Consider the following 24058-nt stretch of genomic DNA (forward strand, 5'->3'; position numbering starts at 1 on the left):
GTATGGGCGAACGGCGGAATGCCGGGACGGTCGGGCGGCGGACGGTTCTCAAGGGCGCACTGGGTGGGGCGGCGACGCTCGGACTGGGGTCGGCGCTGACCGCGTGCGGCGGAAGTGACAGCGGTGGCGGCACCACGAGCGGCGGGAAGGCCGTGGTGCGGATGTGGTCCTGGTACAACGACCAGGAGGCCCAGTTCCCGAAGCTGATCGAGAAGTTCGAGGCGGCACACAGCAACATCAAGATCGAGAACAGGATCTTCGGTACCCCGGACCAGTACCTGCCCGCGCTGCAGGCGGCGGTGGCCGGCGGCGACGTACCGGAGATCTTCGCGCCGCACACCCGGGCGCTCACCTACGGCACCGGGGGCATCTCCGCCGACCTGAAGAAGGATCTCGGCGACGATTTCCTGAAGGACTTCTTCGACTCCGCCAACCAGGAGTACACGCTGGACGGCAAGCAGTACGCCGTCGGCTGGATGGCGCAGACCTTCGGCCTGTTCTACAACCCGGACCTGCTGAAGAAGGCCGGTGTCGGCGAGGACGAGATCGAGACCTGGGACGACCTGATCGCGGCCGCGGCGAAGATCCGCGCCACCGGCAAGCACCCGGTGGCGCTCAGCTGCAACCCGACGACGAGCTCGCTGGACTTCTTCCTGCCGCTCATCACCCAGGTCGCCGACGATCCGACCTTCTACCTCAAACTCGATCAGCTGAAGGACGGCGCGACGTACGAGGACCCGAAGGTCGTCGACGCGATCGAGCTCCAGCTGAAGATCGTCAAGGGCGGGGTCTTCCAGCCCGGGACGACCGGGACCAGCGGCGACCAGGCGCCGCAGCTGTTCTACACCGAGAAGTCCGCGATGCTGTTCAACGGATCGTGGACCCCGCAGGGTCTGACCCAGGACGCGCCGCCGGCCTTCGTGAAGAAGTACAAGGTGATGAAGACCCCGGCCATCGCGGCCGGCAAGCGGCACTGGACGGCCAACCAGGCCGGCGCCGGCTGGGCCGTCTCGGAGACCAGCAAGAACAAGGACGCCGCGCTGGAGTTCCTCAAGTTCCTGTACTCCGCGGACGAGTACTCCCCTACCATGAACGACTCCAACTCGATGCCGGCCACCAAGAGCGCGGCGCAGCGGATCGAGTTGCCGATCATGAAGCAGATGACGTCCTGGCTGCTCGACGGCGACGGCTGCCCGCACATCCCGTTCGGTCCCGGCTCGGTCGCGGCCGGCGATCCCCTGGCCAAGATCTTCGACGGCAAGGGCGAGCCGGCGGCGGTCGCGAAGGAGATGCAGCAGGCCGTGCTGAACGCCAAGGGCGGCTGATCGGATGGCGACAGCCCTGTCCCGGTCGGAAACCAGAGCAGGTGCACTCCCCCGCCGTACGTCGTACCGGTTCGGCTCGCCGTTGCGGAAGTCGCAGCGGGTCGCCGGCTATCTATTCGTGCTGCCGACGTTCGCGTTGTTCCTGGCGTTCGTGCTCTGGCCGATCCTCTACACGGCGTACCTGAGCCTCACCTCGTGGGGAGGCTTCGGTACGCCGAGGTTCGTCAACTTCGACAACTACAGCCGGATGCTGTCCGATCCGGTCGCCCGCCGGGCGCTGATCATCACGCTGGTGCTGACCGGTGTCACCACGGCACTGCTCACCTTCCTCGGCCTCGTCACCGCCGTCCTCGTGAACGCGGTCTGGCCGAGGGTCGGCGTCCTGGTCCGGACCATCCTGTTCATCCCGGGCATCGTCTCGTTCGTGGTGTCCGCGGTGCTGTGGAAACTGATCTACGACCCGAACATCGGCACGCTCAACCGGTTGCTCGGGGCAATCGGTCTGGACAGCCTGCAACATCCGTGGCTGGCCGACCAGAAGACGGTGCTGCCGGCCATCGTCGTGGTGACGGTCTGGGGCGGGATCGGATTCACCATGCTGATCTTCTACGCCGGCCTGCAGGGCATCGACCCGAGTCTGTACGAGGCGGCGGCGGTGGACGGCGCGAACACCATCCAGCAGTTCCGCCACATCACCGTCCCGAGCCTGCGCGTCGTCACCGGTCTCGTCGTCAGCCTCGGGCTGCTGAACGGGTTCAAGGCGTTCGACGTCATCTTCGTGATGACCGGCGGCGGGCCGAACCACGCCAGCGAGGTCCTCGGCACGTACCTGTACTCGCTCGCGTTCGGCTCGACGTCCGGGTCGATCCCGCAGCTCGGCTACGCGACTGCGTTCAGCGTCGTGACGATGGTCCTGTGCACGCTGGCCGTGATCGCCCAACTCTGGTTGACCAGGAGGGCGGATCGATGAACACGCGCAGGCCTTGGCTCGGCAAGTCGTTCGCGACCTTCGTCCTCGTGCCGTTCTGTGTGCTGATGGCGTTCCCGTTCGTCTGGATGCTGCTCACCTCGCTGCGGGAGCAGAACACGATCTTCAACGGGCCGTTCCTGCCGCGCAGTTTCACCGGCGCCGCCTACAAGGAGGCATGGACGTCGATCGAGTTCCCGCTGCACTTCTGGAACAGCGTCTGGATCACCTCGGTCACGGTCATCGGCGTGCTCGTCTTCGCGACGCTGAGCGGTTACGCCTTCGCCAAACTCGACTTCCCGTTCCGTAACACGCTCTTCGTCCTTTTGTTGACAACGCTGATGATGCCGTCCACGGCGCTCATCATCCCGCTCTATCTGGAGCTGAAGTCGCTCGGCCTGCTCGACAGCCAGACCGGGTTGCTGGTGCTCTACATCTCCGGGTCGGCGCCGTTCGCGATGTTCCTGATGCGGGCGTTCTTCCAGACCCTGCCGGACGAGCTGATCGAGGCCGCCCGGGTCGACGGCGGCAGCGAGTTCACCATCTTCCGGCGCGTGATCCTGCCGCTGACCCGGCCCGGGATCGCGACCGTGGTGATCTTCCAGTTCCTCTCCACCTGGAACGAGTTCCTGATCGCGAACACGGTCCTGCGCAACACCGACTCGCTGCCGTTGCAGCCGGTGCTGTTCACCCTGATGGGCCAGTACTCCACCAACTGGCCGGCCCTCACCGCCGGTCTCACCCTGTCCGTCGTACCGGTCGTGATCGTCTACGTCCGGATGCAACGGCAGTTCGTCGCCGGGATGATGCTCGGCGCGGTCAAGAACTAGCACTCGACTGAAAGAGGTCCTATGCCGATCAAGAACGTCGTGGTCAACTGCACCGACGTGCAGCGCTCGATCGAGTACTACAGCAAGTTCCTCGAGCTCCAGGTCGTCGGCGAACCGACCCCGGAGCGCGCCGTACTGGACGCGGTCACCGCGACGATCGAGTTACGGGCCGTCGGCAACGGCCGGGAGCTCAGCACCTGGGTCGGCGACGATCTGCAGAAGGGCTTCCGGCACATCGGGTTCAAGGTCGACCGGCTCGACGAGCGGGCCGCCGTACTGAAGGCCGCCGGGGTCGAGTTCACACTCGATCCACTCGATGCCGAGGGCGCGGTCCGGATCTGCTTCTTCTACGACCCGGACGGCACCCTGCTCGAGATGATCCAGGGCGATCTGCAGTACGCCGCCGTACTGGACCAGGCCGGGGTCGCGCGGGAGCGGGCGCTCGGCGTGCCGCAGCGGCCGCGGTTCGACCACATCGCCATCACGATCGACGATCGCGAGCAGACCAGCGCGTACTACGACGAGCACTACGGCTTCTCGTTCATCGGCACGATCGAGCAGCCGCACGACCACCGCGGTTTCAGCATCGGCTACCTCAAAGGCGGCGACACCGTGCTCGAGGTGTTCACCTACGACGTCGACAAGACGTCCCGCGAACCGCAACTCGACGTCGCCGGCTTCGCATACGCCGAGCTCGAAGGCAAGCCACCGACCGGCCTCGGCCAACTCGTCTCACCGGATGGCACGACCGTCTACGTCGACCCGGACGGCTTCGCGTTCGCCGTAGGGTCTGAGGCATGAACAAGGACTGGCTACGCCCCCTCGGATCCACCGGCCTCACCGTCTCCGCCGTCTGCGCCGGCGGCAGCGGGATCGCCGGCATGCCTGCGGTCTTCGGGTACGACGTGACGCGGCAGGAAGCGGTCGACCTGGTACTGCGCGTGTTCGACAGCCCGCTGACCTGGATCGACACCTCCAACGGGTACGGCGACGGCGAGAGCGAACTGCGCATCGGCCAGGCCATCAAGGAGTACGGCGGCCTGCCCGACGGCTTCCTGGTCGCGACGAAGGTGGACGCGCGCGACGGCGACTACTCGGGTGCGCGGGTCCGGGCCAGCGTGGCGGAGAGCAAGGAGCGGCTCGGGCTGGACGAGCTGCCGCTGGTCCACCTGCACGACCCCGAGTTCCACGATTTCGACACCATGCGTGACGCGGTCGACACCCTGATGCAACTGCGCGCGGACGGCGAGATCGGTCATGTCGGCCTGGCCGGCGGCAACACCCGCGAACTCGCCCGCTACCTCGACCTCGGCGGCTTCGAGGTGCTGCTGGTGCACAACCGCTGGAGCCTGGTCGACCACTCCGCCGGCGACCTGTTCCGGCGCGCGGTCGCCGACGGGCTCGGCGTGATCAACGCGGCGGTCTACGGCGGCGGGATCCTCGCGAACCCGCAGGGCGCCACGAAGTACGCGTACCGGGAGGCTCCGGCCGCGGTCCTGGAGGCTGTCGCCGAGATGGACAAGGCCTGTCACGAGCACGGCACGGACCTCGCCACCGCCGCGCTCCGGCACTCCACGGACAACCCCGACATCGCCGGGACCGTCGTCGGCATCAGCAAGCCGGCCCGCGTCGACACCCTGCTGGCTGCCCTGGAAGCCGACCTCCCTACCGACCTCCTTAACCGGTTAGGTAGCCTCCTCCCGGAGCAGCAGTACTGGGTCGAGGGCACTAAGGAGACATCGTGACGAACGGCTTCCCACCCGGATTCACCTGGGGCGCGGCGACCGCGTCGTACCAGGTGGAGGGAGCGGTCTCCACGGACGGGCGCGGTCCGAGCATCTGGGACACCTTCGCGCACACGCCCGGCCGGATCGCCGACGGCACCACGGGTGACGTCGCCGACGACCACTACCACCGCTTCGCCGAGGACATCCGGCTGCTCGCGGACCTCGGCCTGAAGGCGTACAGGTTCTCGATCGCCTGGCCGCGGATCATCCCGGCGGGCTCCGGCGTCACCAACCCGGCCGGGATCGCGTTCTACCGCCGGCTCGCCGAGACCTGCCTCGAGAACGGCGTCACGCCGTACGCGACGCTCTACCACTGGGACCTGCCACAGCCGCTCGAGGACGCCGGCGGCTGGCTGGTGCGCGACACGGCCGAGCGGTACCGCGACTACGCGGCCGTCACCCACGCGGCGCTGTCGGACGTGATCAAGCACTGGATGACGCTGAACGAGCCGTGGTGCTCGGCCTTCCTCGGCTACGGAAACGGCGAGCACGCGCCGGGACGGACGGAGGGCACCGACGCGTTGAAGGCGGTGCATCACCTGCTGCTCGGGCACGGGCTGGCACTCGAAGCCATCCGCTGCCCGGAGGGGTTCTACGGCATCGCGCTCAACCCGGCGCCGATCCATGCGGCGTCGGACTCGGCCGCGGATCGCGACGCCGCGCGACGGGTCGACGGGTTGCGGAACCGGCTGTTCCTGGAGCCGTTGCTCGCGAGCAAGTACCCGGCCGACGTCCTCGAGGACACCGGGATGACCGACTGGTTCGCGCAGTACGAGGCGGACCTCCCGGTGATCGGTGCGCCGCTGGACTTCCTGGGCGTGAACTACTACTGCCCCACGACCGTCGCCGCACCGGACGGGCCGGTCTCGTCACCGGGCGGTCCGACCACGCAGCCGGGCAGCGAGAATGTGGTTGCCGTCGACACCGGTCTGCCGAAGACGCAGATGGGCTGGCCGATCCAGGCGAGCGGGTTGCGCGACATCCTGGTCACGATCAACAAGCTCGCCCCGGACCTGCCGTTGTACGTGACCGAGAACGGCGCGGCGTACCCGGACGAACTGACCGCGGCCGGGACCGTCGAGGACCACGAGCGGCAGACGTACTTCGAGCAGCACATCGCGGTCTGCCGGGAACTCGTGTCCGAAGGCCTGCCGCTGAAGGGGTACTTCGCCTGGTCGCTGATGGACAACTTCGAGTGGGCGTTCGGCTTCAGCCGCCGCTTCGGCATCGTGTACGTCGACTACACGACGCAGGCGCGGATCGTGAAGAAGAGCGGCCGCTGGTTGCAGGACTTCCTCACCAGCTAGCTGGTCAGGGCCCGGGTCGACTTCTGGTGCGGGGTGAGCTGGCTGTGCAGGACGAGCGACGCCGCACCCAGTGCGGCGGCGCCCGGGCCCAGCTTCGACTGCTCGACCCGGGTCGGATGCATCGCGCGGACGAACGACAACCGGTTGATCTCGGTCCCCGCGACGCGGACGTAGATGTCGCCGGCCTCGCTGAAACCCGGGCCGGCCAGGATGATCTGGTCCAGGTCGAGCAGGTTGGTGATCGACAGCAACGCCTTGGCCAGATACGTCGCCGACTCCTCGATCAGCCGCACGCACCGGGGATCACCGGCGGCCGCCAGCCGGGCGATCTTCGCGAAGTCCGACCGAACCGCGGTACGGCGACCGCGCAGGGCCAGCTCGTTGACCAGCGAAGTGTCCTTCTCGGCGCGCTTGACCACCGCGGCCGGGGCGGCCAGGCTCTCGAGGCAGCCCTGACCACCGCACCAGCACTGCGGGCCGTTGACGTCCAGGATCATGTGGCCGATCTCGCCGACGTTCGAGGACGAGCCGCGGTACACGTCGCCGTTCGTCACCAGGCCGAGGCCGAAACCGGCCGCCATGTAGACGGTGGCGAAGTCGTTCGCCGACGGGATCCGGCCGGCCCAGAACTCGCCGATCGCGGCACAGGTCGAGTCGTTCTCGACCACGATCGGGTGGTCGATCGCGGCGCTCAGCGTGTCCCGGACCGCGAACGGCTCCCACGCGTACTTCGACGAGTCGGTCCGCAGCAGCCGCATCCCTCCCCCGCCCTGCCGGCCGGCCAGCGCGACCCCGACGCCGACCAGGGTGGCCGGCTCGATGTTCGCCTTCACGATCAGGTCCTCGAGCTCGGCGGTGATCCACTTGACCGCAGTGGCCGGCGCGTCCCGGCCGATCCCGCGCGACGACAGCTGCTCGATCACCCGGCCGCTCATGTCGGTGACGACGTACGACGTACTGGGGGTGTCGATCGAGATGCCGACGGCGTGCCGGGCCCGCGGGTTGAACTGCAGCAGGGTGGCGCGCTTGCCGCCGGTCGGGTCGCCGAGACCGGTCTCGATGATCAAGCCGTCGGCGAGCAACTGCTTCACCACCCGCGAGATGGACGCGCCGGTCAGGCCGGATCGATCGGCCAGGTCCACCCGGGTGACCGTGCCGCTGGACCGGATCAGATCCAGGATCGCGCTGTGCGTCTCCTGTGCGGTCGCACCCTTGAGAATCTTCCCCACGGCACCGTCCCTCCCTCGGCCCCAGGTCTCGGCCCTGGTCGCACTTTAATACAGAAGGTAAGAAAGTGGGATACCTTGACCTCAAGCAATCTTGAGGTTCTAGCGTTCCGGCTGTGAAGACGATCAGATTGCACGCGTTCGGTCCGCCGGAGAACCTGCGCTACGAGGAGGCACCGGATCCGGTCCCCGGCGAGGGGCAGGTGCTGATCCGGGTCGAGGCGGCCGGGGTCCACCTGGTCGACACCATGCTGCGCTCCGGCGCCGCGGGCGGTGGACCAATCCCGGTGCCCGACCTTCCCACCATTCCCGGCCGCGAGGTCGCCGGCCGGGTCGAGGCGGTCGGGCCTGAGGTCGACGCGGCCTGGGTCGGCCAGCGGGTCGTGGTCCACCTCGGCCCGGTGCCCGGTGGGTACGCCGAACTGGCCGTGGCGAAGGTGGAGTCGCTGTACGAGCTTCCGAACCATGTCGATGCGGCCCAGGCGGTCGCCGCGATCGGGACCGGGCGGACGACGGCCGGCATCCTGTCACAGGCTCAGTTGACGGCGGAGGACGTCGTACTGATCACTGCTGCGGCCGGCGGGATCGGCAGCTACCTGGTCCAGGCTGCGCGCAACGTCGGCGCGACCGTGGTCGGCCTGGCCGGAGGTCCGGAGAAGGTGCAACTGGTCCGCGATCTCGGTGCGCACTACGCGGTCGATTACAGGGACCCTGACTGGGTCACGTCACTCAAGGCTGACCTGGGCGACCAGGCCGTCACGGTCGTGCTGGACGGCGTCGGTGGTGAGAACGGTCAGCAGGCCTTCGAGCTCCTCGGGATCGGCGGGCGGGTGCTGATGTTCGGCTGGTCCGGCGGCGGTCCGATCCAGCTGACCACCGAGGACCTGATGGCCCGCGGTCTGACCGCCAACTGGTCGATCGGGCCGAAGATGATGCCGAGGCTGCGCGAGCTCGAGCGGACGGCGCTGGAAGAGACGTTCTCGGGTCGCTGGAACGCTCTCGTGACGACCTTCCCGCTCTCGGAGGCTGCCGCAGCGCACCAGGCCCTCGAAGACCGCGCCACCACCGGCAAGGTCGTTCTCATCCCCTGAGCAGGGCCCGCACCTCAGGAGGTGCGGGGGTCGTGGACCGCGTGGGTGTCTCCGGCGGCTCGGGTGGGAGTGCTGTAGTCGAGGTCGGGGAAGGTGCTCGTCACCTCGATGACCCGCCCCTCGGTGGCCGAGCGCTTGGCGGCGAGCATCACCTCGAGGGCGTGGAAGGCGTGCTCGGGCCGGGTGACGGTCGACGTACCGTTCTCGACGCACTCGACCAGATGGCGCAGGCCGTCGGTCCACGGCCAGTGCGGGTCGCGTTCGCCGAACAACTCCCAGGACCCACGCTCGTTCGTCCACTGCTCGAACCCGTCCGGTGCCCAGTCGTCGCCGAGCAACTGCAGTACGCCGGTGGCGCCGTACAGCTCGATCGCCGGCGACCGGTACTTCTGCATGGTGAACCCAGTCGCGATCGAGGCGAAGCGGGCGTTGCCGAAGTCGAGCACGATGTGTGCGTTGTCGTCGGCGCGGACCGTCACGAGCTCGCCGTTGACCTCGCGCTTCGGTACGGCGGTGCCGACCATCGCGGTGACCCGCCGGACCGAGCCGAAGAACCCGCACAGGCTGGTCAGGTTGTACACGCCGAGGTCGAACAGCGCCCCACCGCCGGACTCGTAGAACCAGCGACCCCACCAGGGGCCCGACCAGCCGTACCGGGCCCGGGCCAGATGGAGGTCGCCGATCTCGCCGTCGCGGACCCGCCGATGCATCTCCCGGTACGTCGGCGACAGCACGATGTGCGGAGCGCACACCAGCTGTCCCGGCGCGGCCGCGGCGGCTTCGAGTAACGCGCGAGCATCCTCCAGCGAGGTCGACATCGGCTTCTCGACGAGCACGTGTTTGCCTGCCGCGAGGGCCGCACGGGCCAAGGCGCCGTGCTGGTTCATGCTGGTGAGAACCAGCACGATGTCGAGGTCGTTGCGGCCGATCAGGTCCTCGGGCCGGCCGGCCGACGTATCGATCCCGAACCGTTCCGCGGCCGCGGATCGCTTGTCCGGATCGGGGTCGTAGCCCGCGGTCAGCCGCACCCGCCCTTCCTGCTCGAGCTTGCTGATCAGGGCGGCATACGGGCCGCTGAACACACTTCCGAGTCCGAGCACACCGATCGACAGAGTCATCGTCGCGAGTTCCTTCCTAGGAGAGGCGCTGCGCCAGGAGGTGCAGGGTCAGGAGAGGTGCAGGGTCAGGAGAGGCGCACGGTCAGCCGGTCGCCGGCCAGGCCGGCGGGCCAGGTGACGAGCCAGCCCTGCTCGGTCCGGCTCACGGCGGCATCGCCGTCGACAGACACAGTCCGAGCGGTCTCGATCAGCGCGCGGCCCTCGCCGGCAGCCCGCCGCAGTAGGACGGTCGAACCGTCGCCGGGCCCATCCAGCTCGGCGGTGGACCAGCGCAGCACCCCGTCGTCGAGCCGTACACCCACCGGCAGGATCAACCCCTCGCGAGCATCGAGGTGGAGCTCGAGCGCTACCTCGTCCATGGTCAGCGTGAACGTCTGCGGCAGCGGCGCGACGTTGATCAGGTGCACCAGTCGCTGACCGGCGGCGTCGGCAGTGCTCGTCGTGATCAGCCCCGAAGAGTTGCCCTCGGCAATCATCCGGCGGCGGATGCCGAGACGCTCCAGCACCGAACGCCAGAAGCCGAGGTGGCACGGGTAGTCGCAGGCCAGCACCACGGCTTGTCCGTCGCCGGCCACCGTCACGTCCATGGCAACCGGCGAGCCGTCGGCGATGTCGACGGCGAGCGACTCACCTTGGCCCGTCAGGTGCTCGAGCATGCCGACGCGCACCTCCGGCTGCTCCCCTGCCCACGACGTTGCGCGCACCGACGGGAACAAAGCTGGGCTACCCTCGACGACACCGCCACTACTAACGCCGAGCGCGTCGGCGAGCACGGTGCAAGACGACCCATCGTCGTCGACGACGGGCAGCCGGCCGTGCAGCAGCAGGCGCCCGCCGGCACGGACGAACGCCGCCAACCGATCCTGTACCGATCGGCCGAGCACCGACGGCGTTGCCAGCGCGATCGCGGGACCGGCCGGATCCAACTGGGCCGACGACAGGTCGACTGCGCCGAAGGAGTAGCCACCCAGCAACAGGGCCCGGACGAGGATGTCGCGCGGCCCCATCCCCCGATACCTCTCCAGGTCGCCGACCTGGTCACGGCGTACGACTGAGTCCGGGTGGTGGTACTCGGTCAGGTAGTGGTCCGGCACGTAGCCGAGGAGGACGTCGTCGTACTCCTCGTCCATGCCGGCCAGCAGATGCTCGGCACCACGGACCGCCCGCACCGCACTCGCTGTCCCCGGGTAGGTCTGGCTCAGCCGTCCCTCGGGATCGACCGGCGCCGCGAAGCCGTGCCGCTCGCCGGTGAACGCGATCCGGTCGTTGCCGTCGCCGACCGGTTCGTCCAGCGGCGGGTTGTGCCCGCCGGCGAACAGGTAGTAGTTGATCAACCGGTTGCCCTGGGCAACACACAGCCGGGTCTTCAGCTCGGTGGTCTCCGGGCTGGTCAGCCAGCTCAGGTCCTCACCGTAGTCACCGGTCCCGGCCTCGAACTCCAGCGATGTGATCGGCTGATCGGCATCGTGGACGGCAGCCATGAACGCGTTCATCACGTACAGGTCCGGCACGTTCTCGACGGTCAGGTCGCGCATGTAGTGGTCGGAGCCGGACGTCATCTGCGGCACCCCGGCGTACGCCTTCGAGAGCTGGCTGATGCCGATCGGGAACGTGCGGCCGCGACCGGCGTACGTGCCGTGGAGATTGACCATGAACGGCACGCCGTCGACGCCGTGCTGCAGGGCGACGTCACGCAGCCGCAGCAGGTACCGCGCATAACGGTCGCGGTGGTGGGCGCCGAGGTCGTGGTGCAGCGCGAGTTGTTGTGCCTCCGTGCCGCCGGCGGTGCCGCCGGCGCGCCACTGCTCCGCCCAACGCTCGGTGTCGGACGGGTCGGCGCCGTACCGCTCGATGCTGCCCGTGCGGCCCCAGGTCTGTTCGGCCCACGTCGCGAGGTCGGCCAGAGTACGGTCGGTCAGCTCCGGAGTGTTCGTGACCCACGAGAGCATGCCGACCTCGTTGTCCAACTGGACCGCGGCGACCGGTCCGCCCTTGGTGATCAGGCGTTCGGCCAGCACCGGCATGATCTCGGCGTACCACCGCTCGGCCTCGGCCAAGTATCCGGGCTCGAGGTAGTCCAGGGTGGCGGTGCTCGCCGGCTTCCCGTCCCAGCCCAGTGGCACGGCGTCCGGGTGGTCGCGGTAGATCCGGAACGGCACTCCCTCGTTCTTCAGCTCGGCCATCACGAACGGGCCCGGCCGGGCGATGACCAGCAGATCCCGCTCGGCAGCCAGGTCGAGGAACCCGATCAGATCGCGGTACTCACTGCTGGCGCCGCTGAGGTCGACTTCGCCGGAGGCGGTCTCGTGCACGATCCACGGCATGTAGCTGGCCACCGCGTCGCAGCCGGCGGCCGCGAGTTTGTCGAGCCGGTCCGCCCAGTCCTCGCGGTGCAGCCGGAAGTAGTGCACCTCGCCGGCCATCAGGATCCGCGGTACGCCGTCGACCAGGAGCCGACGCCGTTCCAGCCGTATCGATCGGGGGTTCGCAGGTGTCGTCACAGTCACGTCCTCGCCGGGTGTCGATCAAGTTCCGGGCCGCCGCGCCGAGGGGTGTTGCCCTCCCGGCGCGGTCGTGGTTATGGTCGTGAAACCGGTCTCATGAAACCGGTTTCAAACATATCGGGAGTTGAACCGATGGGCAACAGCCGTGTGACGGTACGCCGGGTCGCCGAGATCGCCGGCGTCTCTCCTGCGACCGTGTCGCGGGTGTGGCGCGGCACCGTCCCGGTCTCCCCCGAGGTCCGCGACCGCGTGCTGCGGGTGATCGAGGAGCACGGCTACAAGCCCAGCCACTTCGGCCGCGCGCTGGCCGAGCGCCGGCACGGCGCCCTCGGGCTGGTGTTCCCGGGCCTGTCCGGGCCGTACTTCTCCGAACTGATCCAGGGCTTCGAGGCCGAGGCACTCGAGACCGGCGACAGCGTGCTGGTGCTGGCTTCGCACTCACGCGCCGACACCGACGCCACCGTGATCGACCTGGCCGACCGGGTGGACGGGATGGCGATCCACGGCGGGACGGTGTCGACCGAGGCGATCGCCAGGGTGGCTGATCAGATCCGCGTGGTGGTGATGGCCAGCGAGGCCGGGCCCGCGCACGCCTCGGTCAGCGTCGCCAACGACTCGATGAAGAAGCTCACGCGGCACCTGCTGGTCGACCACGGCTATCGCCGGCTGGCCTTCGTCGGCACACCGGACGGCTCCCCCGACGTGACGGCTCGCTGGAAGGCGTTCCTCGCCGCGCACAAGTCGGCCCGCCGCAAGCCGCCGGCCGAGCCGGTCCGAGTCGGACTGCAGCAGTCCGACGGCGCCATCGCCGCGGAGCAGTTGCTCGACGGCGACAACCGGCCCGACGCCGTGGTCTGCGCGAACGACGAGACGGCGCTCGGCCTGCTGCTGAGCGCGCTCGGGCGAGGCCTGCGGGTGCCACAGGACATTGCGATCACCGGCTTCGACGACATGCCGATGGCCGCCTTGGTGCGGCCGGCGCTGACGACGATCCGGCAGCCGATCCGCGAACTGGCCGCGACCACGGCCCGGCTGCTGGCCGACCCGCTCGGCCAGCCGGCCGGCGACATCGTTCTACCCACCGAGCTGGTTCTGCGCGGCTCCTGCGGTTGCGGGGGCACGACCTGATCCAGCCGAGCTGAGGGGGGATCGACGGGGGGCACCGCCAACCGTCCGGCCACGGCCGGACACACCCTGAGGAGGACTCCCGGATGACGAGACGACCACGGCCCAGGATACTGACAGCCGCATTAGCGAGTGTGGCGCTACTACTCACCGGATGCACCGGCACCGAAGGGGCCCAGACGTCATCCGCCGGTGACGGGATGATCGACTTCCTCAACTACGGCGACTTCGGTGGCGGCACCACGCCGAAGCCGAATTACAACCCGTACCTCGACGCCACCAAGCTCAGCGCGACCGACTACATCTACGAGAGCCTGATGTACGTCGAGACCTACAGCTGCAAGGCATTGCCGTGGCTGGCGACGTCGTTCCAGTGGTCCGATCCCAAGACGCTGGTGTACGAGCTCCGCGGCGGAGTCAAGTGGAACGACGGCAAGCCGTTCACCGCGGCCGACGTCGAGTTCACCTTCAGCATGCTGAAGAAGTTCGACGTCCTGGACACGCAGGGCGTGTGGACGTTCCTCTCGTCGGTCAAGGCGACCGGTGACAACAAGGTCACCTTCACCTTCAAGCAGCCCGGCGCCTCGGTGTTCACCCAGGTGAGCGGCGTCAAGATCGTGCCGGCCCACATCTGGTCGAAGGTGGCCGACCCGACCACGTTCGTGAACGCGACCGCGCCGGTGGGCACCGGCCCGATGAAGCTGAAGGCGTTCAACCCGCGCCAGCTGGTCGTCGAGCGCAACCCGGACTACTGGCAGGCCGACAAGATCAAGGTCAACGAGATCCGGTTCAACAAGGCCGATGCCGGCGGGCAGGTCGAGCAGCTGAAGATGAGCCGCGGCGAGTACGACACCAACGGCATGTTCGTGCAGGACATCAAGAAGGCGTACGTCGACCGCGACCCCGAGCACCACCACTACTGGTACGCGCCTGGTGGCGTTATCAGCGTCTACATGAACCTGACCAAGGCTCCGTTCGACGACGTCGCGTTCCGCAAGGCGCTGACCACTGCGTTCGACGACAAGCAGGTGATCGACCGGGCCCAGCTCGGGTACGTGACCCAGGCCAGCCAGAGCGGACTCGTCGTACCGGGTCAGAAGGACTGGCTGCCGCAGGGCATCGCCGACGAGGGCCGGATCGGGTACGACGCCGCCGCGGCCGACAAGGCGCTCACCGACGCCGGCTACACCAAGGACGGCAAGGGGCGCCGGCTCGGCAAGGACGGCAAGCCGGTCTCGTTCACCTTCAAGGTCCCCGGCTCGTACGTCGACTGGGTGGCGGCCGCCGACATCCTGATCAAGAACCTGACCGCGCTGGGGATCGAGGTCGAGAAGGAGACGCCGACCCCGGACGCGCACAACCAGGACCGGGCCACCGGCAACTACGACATGATCTTCGGCGTCCACGGCGGCGGGTGCAACATGTACGCCAACTTCGCCGATCCGCTGAACAGCGCCCGGACCGCGCCGATCGGCAAGAAGGCGGCCAGCAACGAGATCCGCTGGCAGGACCCGAAGACCGACGAGCTGCTCGGCAAGCTGCAGGTGTCGCCGGACGAGAAGTCCCAGAAGGAGGCCGTCGCCGGGCTCACCGACATCATGATGAACCAGGTGCCGATGATCCCGATCTGGTACGGCGCCAAGTGGTTCCAGTACGACACCACCAAGGCCCAGGGCTGGCCGAACGAGAAGGATCCGTACGCCGACGGCGGCAACGGGCTCGTCGTACTGACGCATCTCGTGCCGGCCGGGAGCTGACCGGTGCTGTACTTCGTCCGGCGGGCCGGCTTCTTCCTGGCCACCTTGTGGGCGGCGGTGACGCTGAACTTCCTGATCCCGCGGATGCAGCCGGGTGATCCCGCCGAGGCCCTGCTGACGCGGCTGCAGGGCAACACCCAGGCGGTCAACCCGGTGCAACTGGAGGCCATCCGGAAGATGCTCGGCACGCAGGACGGGAATCTGCTGTCGCAGTACTGGGATTACCTCGGCGCGATCTGCCGCGGGGAGTTCGGGATCTCGTACTCGTACTACCCGTACACGGTGACCGACATGATCGGCAGCGCGCTGCCGTGGACGTTGGTGCTCGTCGGCGTGACCCAGCTGGTGTCCTTCGTGGCCGGGACGCTGCTGGGTGCCTGGGCGGCGTACCGGCGGAACTCGCGGGTCGACTCGGTCATCACGCTCGGGTCGACGTTCGTCGGAACGCTGCCGTTCTTCTGGATCGCGCTGCTGCTGATCTTCGTGTTCGCCATCACCTTGAACTGGTTCCCCGAGGGTGGCGGGTACGGCGGTGGCAGCAGTCCGGGCTGGTCGTGGCTGTTCTTCTCCGACGCGTTCCAGCACAGCGTGCTGCCGGCCGTGGCGCTGCTCATCACCGGACCGATCGGCTGGATCATCGGCATGCGCAACAACATGGTCCAGACCCTCGGCGAGGACTACGCCCGGCTGGCCCGGGCGAGGGGCCTGCCACGGCGCCGGATCGCGCTGACGTATGGCGCGCGGATCGCGATCCTGCCGAACGTCACCGGCTTCGCGATCGCGCTCGGCGGGCTGCTCGGCGGCACCGTCCTGGTCGAGACCATCTTCAACTACCCCGGCCTCGGCCGGCTGCTCCTGGAGGCGGTGTCGAACAAGGACTACCCGCTGATGCAGGCCTTGTTCCTGTTCACCACGATCGGCGTCCTGATCGCGAACTTCCTCGCCGACGTGACCTACGGATTCCTGGATCCGCGAGTACGACGAGCGGAGGCCCCATGACGGCGCTTTTGGCCGGGCCTCCGGCACCGGCGGGGTCATGGGGCCTTGGCTCCCGGCCTTCCCTCGTCACTCCAGTCGCTTCGCTCCCTCCACTCCTCAGTCCAGGCCGGGAGGCCCCATGACCACCACATCGGCGAATCTCGACACCGAGGGTGTGCGGGTCACCGCGCTGGCCGCCGGCAGGTCCAGCAAGCTCCCCGGGTGGTTCATCATCCTGTGGCGCAACAACAAGTGCCGGATCGGCATGCTGATGCTGGCGGCGTTCATCCTGGTCGCCGCTTTCGCTCCGGTGATCGCGCCGTACGGACCGCGGGTCGACGAATTCGCGGCGTCCGCGGGGCCGTCAGCCGCGCACTGGATGGGCACCACCGCACGTGGTGAGGACGTCTTCTCCCAGCTCGTGTACGGCGCTCGCACGTCACTCGTGGTCGGGCTGGTGGCCGGCCTGCTCACCACGGTGATCGCGGTGGCCGTCGGCCTCACGGCGGGATATCTGCAGGGCGTGGTCGACGAGGTGCTGTCGTTCTTCATCAACCTCGGCCTGGTGATCCCGGTGCTGCCGCTGATGATCGTGCTGGCCGGGTACGCGCCCGTGAAAGGCCTCGGACTGATCATCATCGTGATCACCGTGACCGGATGGGCGTTCGGCGCCCGGATCAAACGCGCGCAGATCATCACGTTGCGGACCAGGGACTACATCACGGCGGCGAAGTTCGCCGGTGACAGCACGGCCCGGATCATCGCCTTCGAGATCGTGCCGAACATGATCTCGCTGATCGTCGTCGGCTTCATGGGCTCCGCACTCGGCGCGATCGGCGCGGAGTCGGGCCTGGCCTTCCTCGGCCTGGGCGACCCGCAGACGACCAGTTGGGGCACCATGCTCAACCAGGCCAGTCTCGGTGGCGCGCTGACCACCGGTCAGTGGGCCTGGCTGGTGGCGCCCGGGCTCGTGCTGGCACTGCTGATCACCTCGTTCACGCTGATCAACTTCGGCATCGACGCACTGAGCAACCCGCACCTGAGGGAGGACTGAGATGGCGCTGCTGGAGGTCCGCGACCTGAGCGTCACGTACAGCCCGCGCGACTCCGCCGCCGTCCGGGCGGTGGACCGGGTCAGCTTCGACGTCGACGAGGGCGAGTTCGTCGGCCTGCTCGGCGAGTCCGGCTGCGGCAAGTCGACGCTCGGCACCGCCGTACTGCGGCTGCTGGACAAGCCGGCCGCGATCACCGGCGGGACGATCCGGTTCGACGGTCGGGACGTGACCACGACGACCGAGGACGAGCTGCGGTCGCTGCGCTGGGTCGACCTGTCCACCGTGTTCCAGTCGAGTATGAACTCGCTCAACCCGGTGATCACCGTCCGGCGCCAGTTCGCCGACACCTTCGAGGCCCATCCCGATGCCCTGGGCAACGACCTGGACCTCGACGCCCGCGCCGTGGAGCTGCTCGAGATGGTGTCGCTCGACGGCTCGGTGCTGCGCCGGTTCCCGCACGAGCTGTCCGGCGGCATGAAGCAGCGGGTCGCGCTGGCGCTGGCGCTGGCACTCGAGCCGCGGTTCGTCCTGCTCGACGAACCGACCACCGGGCTGGACGTCGTGGTGCAACGCGACATCCTCGACCGGCTGCGCGAGTTGCAGGCCCGGCTCGGGTTCGCCGTGCTGTTCATCAGCCACGACCTCGGCACGGTGATGGAGCTGGCCGACCGGGTGATGGTGATGTACGCCGGGGAGATCGTCGAGGACCAGCCGGCCGCGGAGATGGTGGCACGCCACCTGCATCCGTACAGTGCCGGCCTGCTCGGTTCGTACGCCGACCCGCGCGATGAGGTCGTCCAGGTCGAGTTCATCCCGGGCCGGCCGCCGGACCTGTCGCAGTCGCACTCCGGCTGTCTGTTCGAGCCGCGCTGCCCGGTGGCGGTGGACGCGTGCCGGACCGTGCATCCTGAGCTGCTGCCCGCGCATCGCGGCCAGGTCCGGTGCCTGCTCGTCGAGCAGGCCGGCGACGCTCGCGCCGTACTGGAGAAGGCGGCGGCGCTGCGCCACCGCGATCAGGTGTTCGCCGCCGGTTCATCGGCGGGGATCGATGTGGAGCCGGTGCTCGTGGTGGACGGCCTCAGCAAGATCTACAAGACCCGGCGCGGACTGACCACGACGGTGACCAAGGCGGTGGACGACGTGTCGTTCGCGCTGCGGCCGGGCCAGGTCACCGCGCTGGTCGGCCAGAGCGGTTCCGGCAAGACCACCATCGCTCGCATCCTGACCGGCGTGGAGCATCCGACCTCGGGATCGATCCGGTTCAAGGACGCGCCGGTCGACCACCTGCGACGCCGGGCGCTGCGGAAGTATCGGCGGCACGTCCAACTCGTCCTCCAGGACCCGTTCTCCGCTCTCAACCCGACCCGGACCGTGGCGTACGCACTGAGCCGGCCGCTGCGCAACCACCTTGGTCTGGACCGCGCCCAGGCCCGGGCGCGGGCTGCCGAACTGCTCGAGACGGTCGGGATGAGCCCACCCGAGCAGTATCTGGACAAGCTGCCACACCAGCTGTCCGGCGGACAACGTCAGCGTGTGGTCATCGCGCGGGCACTGGCACCCGAGCCCGAGGTGCTTATCGCCGACGAGCCGATCTCGATGCTGGATGTGTCCATCCGCGCCGAGATCATCGCGCTGCTCGACAGTCTGGTCCGCGACCGCGGTATCGCCATGCTGTACATCACCCACGACCTGCTCAGCGCTCGGCTGCTCGCCGCAGAGGTGATGGTGCTGAACCAGGGCGTGATGGTGGAGCGGGGCCCGACGCTCGACGTGATCGGCGAGGCCAAGGACCCCTACACCCGCAAGCTGCTGGCGGCCATCCCCCGCCCTGGCGGGGGCTCAGGAGCGCCGGTAGTCGCGCGGAGAAACGCCGAAGTGGGCGCGGAACCGGCGTGACAAGTGGAACTCGTCGGCGAACCCGAGCGTCCGCGCGATCTCCCGATGGGTCAGGTCTGTCAGCCGCAGCAGCGTGGCCGCCGTCTGCAGCCGGTGCACGCTCCGGAACGCGGCCGGCGTCTGGCCGACCTGTGCCGCGAACCGGCGCCGGAACGTGTCGTAGCTCAGCCCCGACTCGGCCGCCACGGCAGTCAGGTCCGTGCTCGCGGTGAGGTCGTCGGCCAGCCGGCCCATCGCGTCCACGATCTCCATGCTCAGGTCGGGACTGTCCACGGTGTCGTCGGTGTCGATCAGCCAGTCGGCCAGCGCCAGCAACTGATGCTCCGCGACCCGGCGCGTCCGCGGCGGCGAGCGCAGTACGGCGCGCAATGCCTCGATCGACGGCAGCGGCACCGGGTAGCGCGGACCGGCGCCGGCCAGGTGGGCGAGCGAGTCGAACAGCGGTCCCGTGAAGACGACGAACAGCTCCGTCCACGGCTCCCCCGGATCGGTGCCGTACGTGTGCGGGAACCCGGGCGGCACGATCGTGTGCGCGCCCGGGGTGATCCGCTCGTCACGTCCGTCCGCGTCGCGATAGTTGCCCTCGCCATCGATCAGCACCGACAGCACGTACGCGTCCATCACCCGCAGCGTCGACGACATGATCGGCTCGTCGTCGATCACTTCGCCCGCGAGCACCAGCTGACCGAGCCTGGTCACCGGCCCGTCGGCGATCGCCACGATCGTCCGCTCACCCATGCCCGCGACAGTACCCAGTCGGGCGCCAGAACGTTCATGTCCGGGCCGCACGGAGACATTCTTTGTCCGTCGCCGCCGCCCTAGCGTTTCGGGGGAAGGGACCAGCCGATCGACCGGAGGACTGCACGATGACAACGACCAACCTGGTCACGCGCGAGCACCTGGCACAGTTCCGCGACGAGGGCTATTTCGTACTCGAGCGTGTGCTCACCGACGAGCAGCTCGAGCTGCTGCGCGGCGGAGCGCAGTACTCGATCGACAAGGTCGACGCCGCCATGGACGCGGCCGGCACCGACACGCTCGGCATCAACCACCGGGGCAAGCGGTACTTCAGCAGCATGATCTACCAGGACCGGCCCGAACTACGGCAGTTCCTGTTCAGTGACACGATGGCCGACATCTGCCGGGCGACACTGGGCGACGACGCCTACCTGTTCTGGGAGCAGTACGTGATCAAGGCCGGCGACCCGAACACGGCGTTCGCCTGGCACCAGGACTCCGGCTACGTCCACGAGGACCACGAGCCCTACCTCACCTGCTGGATCGCCCTCGACGACGTCACCGAGGCGAACGGCTCGGTCTACCTGCTGCCGTACTCGCGGTCCGGCATCAAGTCGTACATCAAGCACATCCGGGACCCCGAGCTCAACGACATGGTCTGCTACTTCGGCTCCGATCCCGGCATCCCGATGACCGCGCCGGCGGGCTCGATCGTGGTCTTCTCCAGCATCGTCATCCACCGCAGCGGACCCAACCTGACCGACCGGAACCGGCGCGTGTACATCGCGCAGTACTCCAAGGAGGTCATCCCTTCCAAGGACGGGACGACCGCGCACGGCTCGTTCGACCCCTTCCTCGACGGCGGCCGGATCGTCGCCGATCGCTGACAGAAGTGGGCCCCGGATCGCCTGGTGGGTCGATCCGGGGCCCGGCCGGGGCGCCTACCAGATGGTGTAGGCGAAGGTGGTGCTTCCTGAGGCGCCGCCGCTGTCAGTCGCCGTCACCGTCACCTGGTAGTTGCCGCGGCTGCTCGGGGTTCCCGAGATGACGCCCGCCGTGCTGATCGCCAGCCCGGGCGGTAGTCCGGTGGCCCGGAAGGTGATCGGCTGTCCGGTGCTGGAGGTCGCCCGCACCTGGACCGGGAAGCCCTGCCAGCCGACGAATCCGTACTGGCTGCCCGGGTTCTGGACCGTGACCGTCCCGGTGGACGAGCCGGTGACAGTCAGGCTGTACGACGCCTCGTGGCTGACCGCGCCGGTGCCCTTAACGCTCACCTGGTAGGTCCCGGCCGGTGTCGACGCGGACGTGGCGATGGTCAGCGTCGACGTGGACCCGGAGTCCACCGTCGACGGCGAGAAGGTCGCGGTCGCACCGGTCGGCAGGCCGGTCGCGGACAGTTGGACCGACTGCGCGTCGCCTCGGGTGGTCGTACGAATGGTGGCCTGGACCGAGGAGCCGGCCGCGACGGAGCCGGAAGCCGGGTCGACAGCCAGGCTGAAGTCGCTCCCGGCCGGCGGATCGCCGACTGCCAGCTGCCACAACCCGTACGCCGCCGCGTCGGCACTGCGGTCGAGCACGGTCGCCGCCACGTTCGACGGGTACTTGTCACAGGCCGCGTGGTAGCAGGGGTCGTACGCCGATCCCGCCGTACCGCCCCACTTCTGGGCCTGCGCCGTGGTCTTGCGGGCACTCGCACCGGCGGCGACGCCGCTGGTCGGGATGCCGGCGTTCTTGAACGAGGCGTCGTCGGAGCGGCCGGCGCCCTCGGTGTTCTCCTCCGGCTGCAGGTTCAGGCCGTCGTAGAACGCCTTCAGCACCTTGCCGGTCTCGGTGGTGATGTTGTTGACGAAGTACCCGGCGTTGGTCGACGACACCATGTCGAAGTTCAGATACGCCTTGATCTTCGAGCGGCCGGTCGAGGACAGCTGACCGACGTAGAACTCGGACCCGTTCAGCCCCTGCTCCTCGTCGGTCCACCAGCCGAAGCGGACGTGCTTGACCAGCTCGGGCTTCTGCTGCGCGAGCGCCAGCGCCACCTCGAGGATCGCCGCCGAGCCGGACGCGTTGTCGTTGCTGCCCGGTCCGGCCGCGACACCGTCCAGGTGCGCGCCGAGCATGATCACCTGGTTGGTGTCACCGCCCGGGTAGTCGGCGATCAGGTTGTCCGACGGGTACACGCAGTTCGTGCAACGCTGCTTGACCACGGTGTAGCCGGCATCGCGCAACTTCTGCTCGATGTAGCTCACCGACGCCGTGTAGCCCGCGCTCCCGGCCCTACGGTGTCCCCCGTTGTTGACGGCGGCCGTCTGCAGGGCCGTCAGGTGTGCCTTCACCTTCTCGACGTCGATGTCCGGCACGCCGGCGGGCGGGGCGGCCCCGCCGACGGTGAGCCGGTACGACGCCGTGCGGTCGATGTCGGTGCCGTCACCGGTGACGCGTACGTCGTACGAGCCCTCTGGCGTGCTGGTCGACGTACTGATCGTGAGAGTGGTGGGGTTGCCGGACTGGACCGAGGTCGGCTCGAATGTCGCGGTCGTACCTGACGGCAACCCGGTGACGCTGAAGCGGACGGTCTGGGCCGAGCCGCTGCCGATAACGGTGTTCACGGTGGCGGACGCGCTCTCGCCGGGCTTCACCGAGCCGCTCGCCGGGGAGACGGACATGGTGAAGTCGTTGCTGGTCGCCGTACAGGTCGTCTCGCCGGACTGCGCACCGACGGACACTGCGTCCCAGGCTGCCTTGACCTTGGCGTGCAACGCGCAGCTGCCGTCCAGGTTCTTCGCGGCGGTCAGCGTCGTGCTCCGCCACTTGCCGTAGGACATGTTCGTTGTCTTGCTCAGCATCGCGTTGTAGAAGAGCTTGCCGGCGTCCTTGATCCCGATACCGGTCAGCGTGGTGTTGTTGCAGGTCGGGCTGGCCGGCTTGCCGTTGCCCGGGTTGGTGCCCTCGGCAAGCAGGTAGAACCAGTGGTTCATCGGCCCGGCCGCGGCGTGCACCGAGCTCGGCAGGCTGCTGGAGTTGCAGTCGGGGTGACCGGAGACCTTCGACGGCTGGTACATGTACCGGATCGGGCCGCTGCCGGTCAGGTTGATCTCCTCGCCGACCTCGTAGTCCGGCGCGTCGTTCGGGTTGTTCAGGTAGTACTCGGTCAGCGCACCCCAGATGTCCGCGACCGCCTCCTGCGACGGGTGGCCGGAGATACCGCCCGGCGTCTTGGCGTCCAGGCCGTGACCGTACTCGTGCGCGACCACGTCCGAGGGGGTGATCCAGTTGCGCGCGTTGTTGTAGCCGAAGATGACGCCGTCGGAGTTGTACTGCGAACCCCAGTAGGCGTTCACGTCGTTGAGCCCGACGATGGCGTCGGCCCAGCGGCCCTGACCGTCGAGACCGTTGCGCCCGTACCAGTCCTTCAGCATGTCCCACTGGCCGGCCGCGACGTACATGACGTCGGTGCAGCCGGCTTCCTTGTCGGTCTTCGACGTACTCCCCCAGGTGTCGTCCGGCCCGGAGAACGTCTGGCCGGTCGAGTAGTCGGCACAGCGCAACGCGGGACGCGCCGGGTCGCTCATCGTGTACGTCGCGCCGGACTGCGTGGTGCCGAACGTCAGGTTGGCGCCGTTCCAGATGCCCGTCCCGGTGCCGGAGGCGGCCTCCTCGATGCTGTGCACGACCTTGCCGGTGCGGGCGTCGACGTACACCTTCTGCCGGCTGAGTTCACCGTGGTCACGGCCCTCGACCCGGGCCTCCCAGGCCAGCACCGGCTTGGCACCGCCGGCGTAGACGACCAGGGTGGGGTCACCGGGCGACGGCTTGCCCTGGTCGATCGCGCGCAGCGCGGCCTTCTTCGCGGCCGCCTTCGAGACGGTCGGAGTGCGGTCCACCGCGATCGGCTGCTGCTGAGCCACGGTCAGGCTCTTGGCGTTGCCTTCGGCATCGGTGGTGACGACGAAGTCGCCGCCGATCACCGGCAGGTCGTTGTACGTGCGCTGATACGCCACGTACTGCAGGCCCCACGGCGTACTGATCTCCTGCTGGCGGATGAACTGGTCTCCGGCACTTGCCTTGAGTTCGGCCACGCGGCCCTCGACCAGACGGTCGGCGGTTCGGATCGCGGCCGCCCGCGGCGTGGCCGGCGGTGGATCGGCGTGGCTGACGGTGGACTGGGCAACGGCGGATCGCGGTCTGGTCGCGACCACGGCCGTCGCGGCGGCGGCGAGACTCAGCACGCAACCGATCGCGACCGCACGCAGGGCTGTGCTTTTCACTGGGGACACTTCCTCACTAGGGCGGTGGGGCGGGGCCCCCGCCATCGACTGAGAGGGCTGCAGTCCGGGCAGTGGATGGCGGGGGCGAG

18 protein-coding genes are annotated in these 24058 nt (G+C 68.6%); 13 read left to right on the top strand and 5 right to left on the bottom strand.

Going from position 1 to position 24058, the window contains the following annotated elements:
• The first annotated feature begins 2 nt into the window (after window positions 1-2).
• From ACGFIF_RS09800 to ACGFIF_RS09825, 6 genes are read left to right on the top strand one after another with little or no spacing between them, the layout of a single operon-like run.
• A complete protein-coding gene (locus ACGFIF_RS09800) occupies window positions 3-1325 on the top strand; it encodes an ABC transporter substrate-binding protein (protein ID WP_393153361.1) in 1323 nt (440 codons plus the stop codon).
• Window positions 1326-1329: 4 nt separating this feature from the next.
• Window positions 1330-2295 (top strand): carbohydrate ABC transporter permease, encoded by a 966-nt coding sequence (locus ACGFIF_RS09805; RefSeq protein WP_393153363.1) that lies wholly within the window; start codon window positions 1330-1332, stop codon window positions 2293-2295.
• Window positions 2292-3122 (top strand): carbohydrate ABC transporter permease, encoded by an 831-nt coding sequence (locus ACGFIF_RS09810; RefSeq protein WP_393153365.1) that lies wholly within the window; start codon window positions 2292-2294, stop codon window positions 3120-3122. Before ACGFIF_RS09805 ends, ACGFIF_RS09810 begins: the two co-directional genes overlap by 4 nt.
• A 21-nt stretch (window positions 3123-3143) precedes the next feature.
• Complete coding sequence (locus ACGFIF_RS09815) at window positions 3144-3923, top strand: VOC family protein (protein ID WP_393153367.1); 780 nt, start codon at window positions 3144-3146, stop codon at window positions 3921-3923.
• Window positions 3920-4867, top strand: coding sequence for an aldo/keto reductase (locus ACGFIF_RS09820; RefSeq protein WP_393153369.1), 948 nt, complete (start codon window positions 3920-3922; stop codon window positions 4865-4867). The genes ACGFIF_RS09815 and ACGFIF_RS09820 overlap by 4 nt, the downstream gene beginning before the upstream one ends.
• Window positions 4864-6216: a GH1 family beta-glucosidase gene (locus ACGFIF_RS09825; RefSeq protein WP_393153371.1), complete on the top strand. Its 1353-nt coding sequence runs from the start codon at window positions 4864-4866 to the stop codon at window positions 6214-6216. The genes ACGFIF_RS09820 and ACGFIF_RS09825 overlap by 4 nt, the downstream gene beginning before the upstream one ends.
• Here ACGFIF_RS09825 and ACGFIF_RS09830 read toward each other — a convergent pair.
• The gene (locus ACGFIF_RS09830) at window positions 6213-7445 is read right to left on the bottom strand and encodes an ROK family protein (RefSeq protein WP_393153373.1); all 1233 of its coding nucleotides are present in this window, start codon (window positions 7443-7445) and stop codon (window positions 6213-6215) included. The genes ACGFIF_RS09825 and ACGFIF_RS09830 overlap by 4 nt on opposite strands.
• Window positions 7446-7558: 113 nt before the next feature.
• Here ACGFIF_RS09830 and ACGFIF_RS09835 point away from each other — a divergent pair, with 113 nt between their 5' ends.
• A complete protein-coding gene (locus tag ACGFIF_RS09835; protein WP_393153375.1) occupies window positions 7559-8533 on the top strand; it encodes a zinc-binding dehydrogenase in 975 nt (324 codons plus the stop codon).
• A gap of 14 nt (window positions 8534-8547) precedes the next feature.
• On the opposite strand, the gene ACGFIF_RS09840 is transcribed toward ACGFIF_RS09835, so the two are convergent.
• Complete coding sequence (locus tag ACGFIF_RS09840) at window positions 8548-9651, bottom strand: Gfo/Idh/MocA family protein (RefSeq protein ID WP_393153377.1); 1104 nt, start codon at window positions 9649-9651, stop codon at window positions 8548-8550.
• Window positions 9652-9716: 65 nt separating this feature from the next.
• Window positions 9717-12152 carry a beta-galactosidase gene (locus ACGFIF_RS09845; RefSeq protein ID WP_393153379.1) on the bottom strand — a complete coding sequence of 812 codons (2436 nt, stop codon included), beginning with the start codon at window positions 12150-12152 and terminating at the stop codon, window positions 9717-9719.
• 135 nt (window positions 12153-12287) lie between these two features.
• Between ACGFIF_RS09845 and ACGFIF_RS09850 the strand changes: the two genes are divergently transcribed.
• The 5 genes from ACGFIF_RS09850 (at window position 12288) to ACGFIF_RS09870 (ending at window position 18966) form a co-directional block, all read left to right on the top strand.
• The gene (locus ACGFIF_RS09850; protein ID WP_393153381.1) at window positions 12288-13283 is read left to right on the top strand and encodes a LacI family DNA-binding transcriptional regulator; all 996 of its coding nucleotides are present in this window, start codon (window positions 12288-12290) and stop codon (window positions 13281-13283) included.
• 197 nt (window positions 13284-13480) lie between these two features.
• Window positions 13481-15037 carry an ABC transporter substrate-binding protein gene (locus ACGFIF_RS09855; RefSeq protein WP_393153383.1) on the top strand — a complete coding sequence of 519 codons (1557 nt, stop codon included), beginning with the start codon at window positions 13481-13483 and terminating at the stop codon, window positions 15035-15037.
• 3 nt (window positions 15038-15040) lie between these two features.
• Window positions 15041-16036, top strand: a complete 996-nt coding sequence (locus tag ACGFIF_RS09860; protein WP_393153385.1) for an ABC transporter permease — start codon at window positions 15041-15043, stop codon at window positions 16034-16036.
• A 118-nt stretch (window positions 16037-16154) separates the two neighbouring features.
• Window positions 16155-17069, top strand: a complete 915-nt coding sequence (locus tag ACGFIF_RS09865) for an ABC transporter permease (RefSeq protein WP_393153387.1) — start codon at window positions 16155-16157, stop codon at window positions 17067-17069.
• A 1-nt stretch (window position 17070) separates the two neighbouring features.
• Window positions 17071-18966 (top strand): ABC transporter ATP-binding protein, encoded by a 1896-nt coding sequence (locus ACGFIF_RS09870; protein WP_393153389.1) that lies wholly within the window; start codon window positions 17071-17073, stop codon window positions 18964-18966.
• On the opposite strand, the gene ACGFIF_RS09875 is transcribed toward ACGFIF_RS09870, so the two are convergent.
• Entirely contained in the window at window positions 18910-19704 is a 795-nt protein-coding gene (locus ACGFIF_RS09875) for an AraC family transcriptional regulator (RefSeq protein WP_393153391.1), read from the bottom strand. The two genes, ACGFIF_RS09870 and ACGFIF_RS09875, sit on opposite strands and share 57 nt — an antisense overlap.
• Before the next feature lie 128 nt (window positions 19705-19832).
• On the opposite strand from ACGFIF_RS09875, the gene ACGFIF_RS09880 reads away from it, so the two are divergent.
• A complete protein-coding gene (locus tag ACGFIF_RS09880; RefSeq protein ID WP_393153393.1) occupies window positions 19833-20591 on the top strand; it encodes a phytanoyl-CoA dioxygenase family protein in 759 nt (252 codons plus the stop codon).
• Window positions 20592-20645: 54 nt separating this feature from the next.
• Here ACGFIF_RS09880 and ACGFIF_RS09885 read toward each other — a convergent pair whose 3' ends face one another.
• Entirely contained in the window at window positions 20646-23969 is a 3324-nt protein-coding gene (locus tag ACGFIF_RS09885; protein ID WP_393153395.1) for a M20/M25/M40 family metallo-hydrolase, read from the bottom strand.
• Window positions 23970-24058 lie beyond the last annotated feature (89 nt).

The sequence above is a fragment of the Kribbella sp. NPDC049174 genome, assembly GCF_043197365.1.
Lineage (GTDB): Bacteria > Actinomycetota > Actinomycetes > Propionibacteriales > Kribbellaceae > Kribbella.

Bases quoted from the DNA above. Each gene is read 5' to 3' on its own strand.
- ACGFIF_RS09820 (WP_393153369.1), top strand. From the start codon at position 3,920: ATGAACAAGGACTGGCTACGCCCCCTCGGATCCACCGGCCTCACCGTC.
- ACGFIF_RS09875 (WP_393153391.1), bottom strand. From the start codon at position 19,704: ATGGGTGAGCGGACGATCGTGGCGATCGCCGACGGGCCGGTGACCAGG.
- ACGFIF_RS09855 (WP_393153383.1), top strand. From the start codon at position 13,481: ATGATCGACTTCCTCAACTACGGCGACTTCGGTGGCGGCACCACGCCG.
- ACGFIF_RS09815 (WP_393153367.1), top strand. From the start codon at position 3,144: ATGCCGATCAAGAACGTCGTGGTCAACTGCACCGACGTGCAGCGCTCG.
- ACGFIF_RS09800 (WP_393153361.1), top strand. From the start codon at position 3: ATGGGCGAACGGCGGAATGCCGGGACGGTCGGGCGGCGGACGGTTCTC.
- ACGFIF_RS09870 (WP_393153389.1), top strand. From the start codon at position 17,071: ATGGCGCTGCTGGAGGTCCGCGACCTGAGCGTCACGTACAGCCCGCGC.
- ACGFIF_RS09880 (WP_393153393.1), top strand. From the start codon at position 19,833: ATGACAACGACCAACCTGGTCACGCGCGAGCACCTGGCACAGTTCCGC.
- ACGFIF_RS09840 (WP_393153377.1), bottom strand. From the start codon at position 9,651: ATGACTCTGTCGATCGGTGTGCTCGGACTCGGAAGTGTGTTCAGCGGC.
- ACGFIF_RS09865 (WP_393153387.1), top strand. From the start codon at position 16,155: ATGACCACCACATCGGCGAATCTCGACACCGAGGGTGTGCGGGTCACC.
- ACGFIF_RS09850 (WP_393153381.1), top strand. From the start codon at position 12,288: ATGGGCAACAGCCGTGTGACGGTACGCCGGGTCGCCGAGATCGCCGGC.
- ACGFIF_RS09810 (WP_393153365.1), top strand. From the start codon at position 2,292: ATGAACACGCGCAGGCCTTGGCTCGGCAAGTCGTTCGCGACCTTCGTC.
- ACGFIF_RS09805 (WP_393153363.1), top strand. From the start codon at position 1,330: ATGGCGACAGCCCTGTCCCGGTCGGAAACCAGAGCAGGTGCACTCCCC.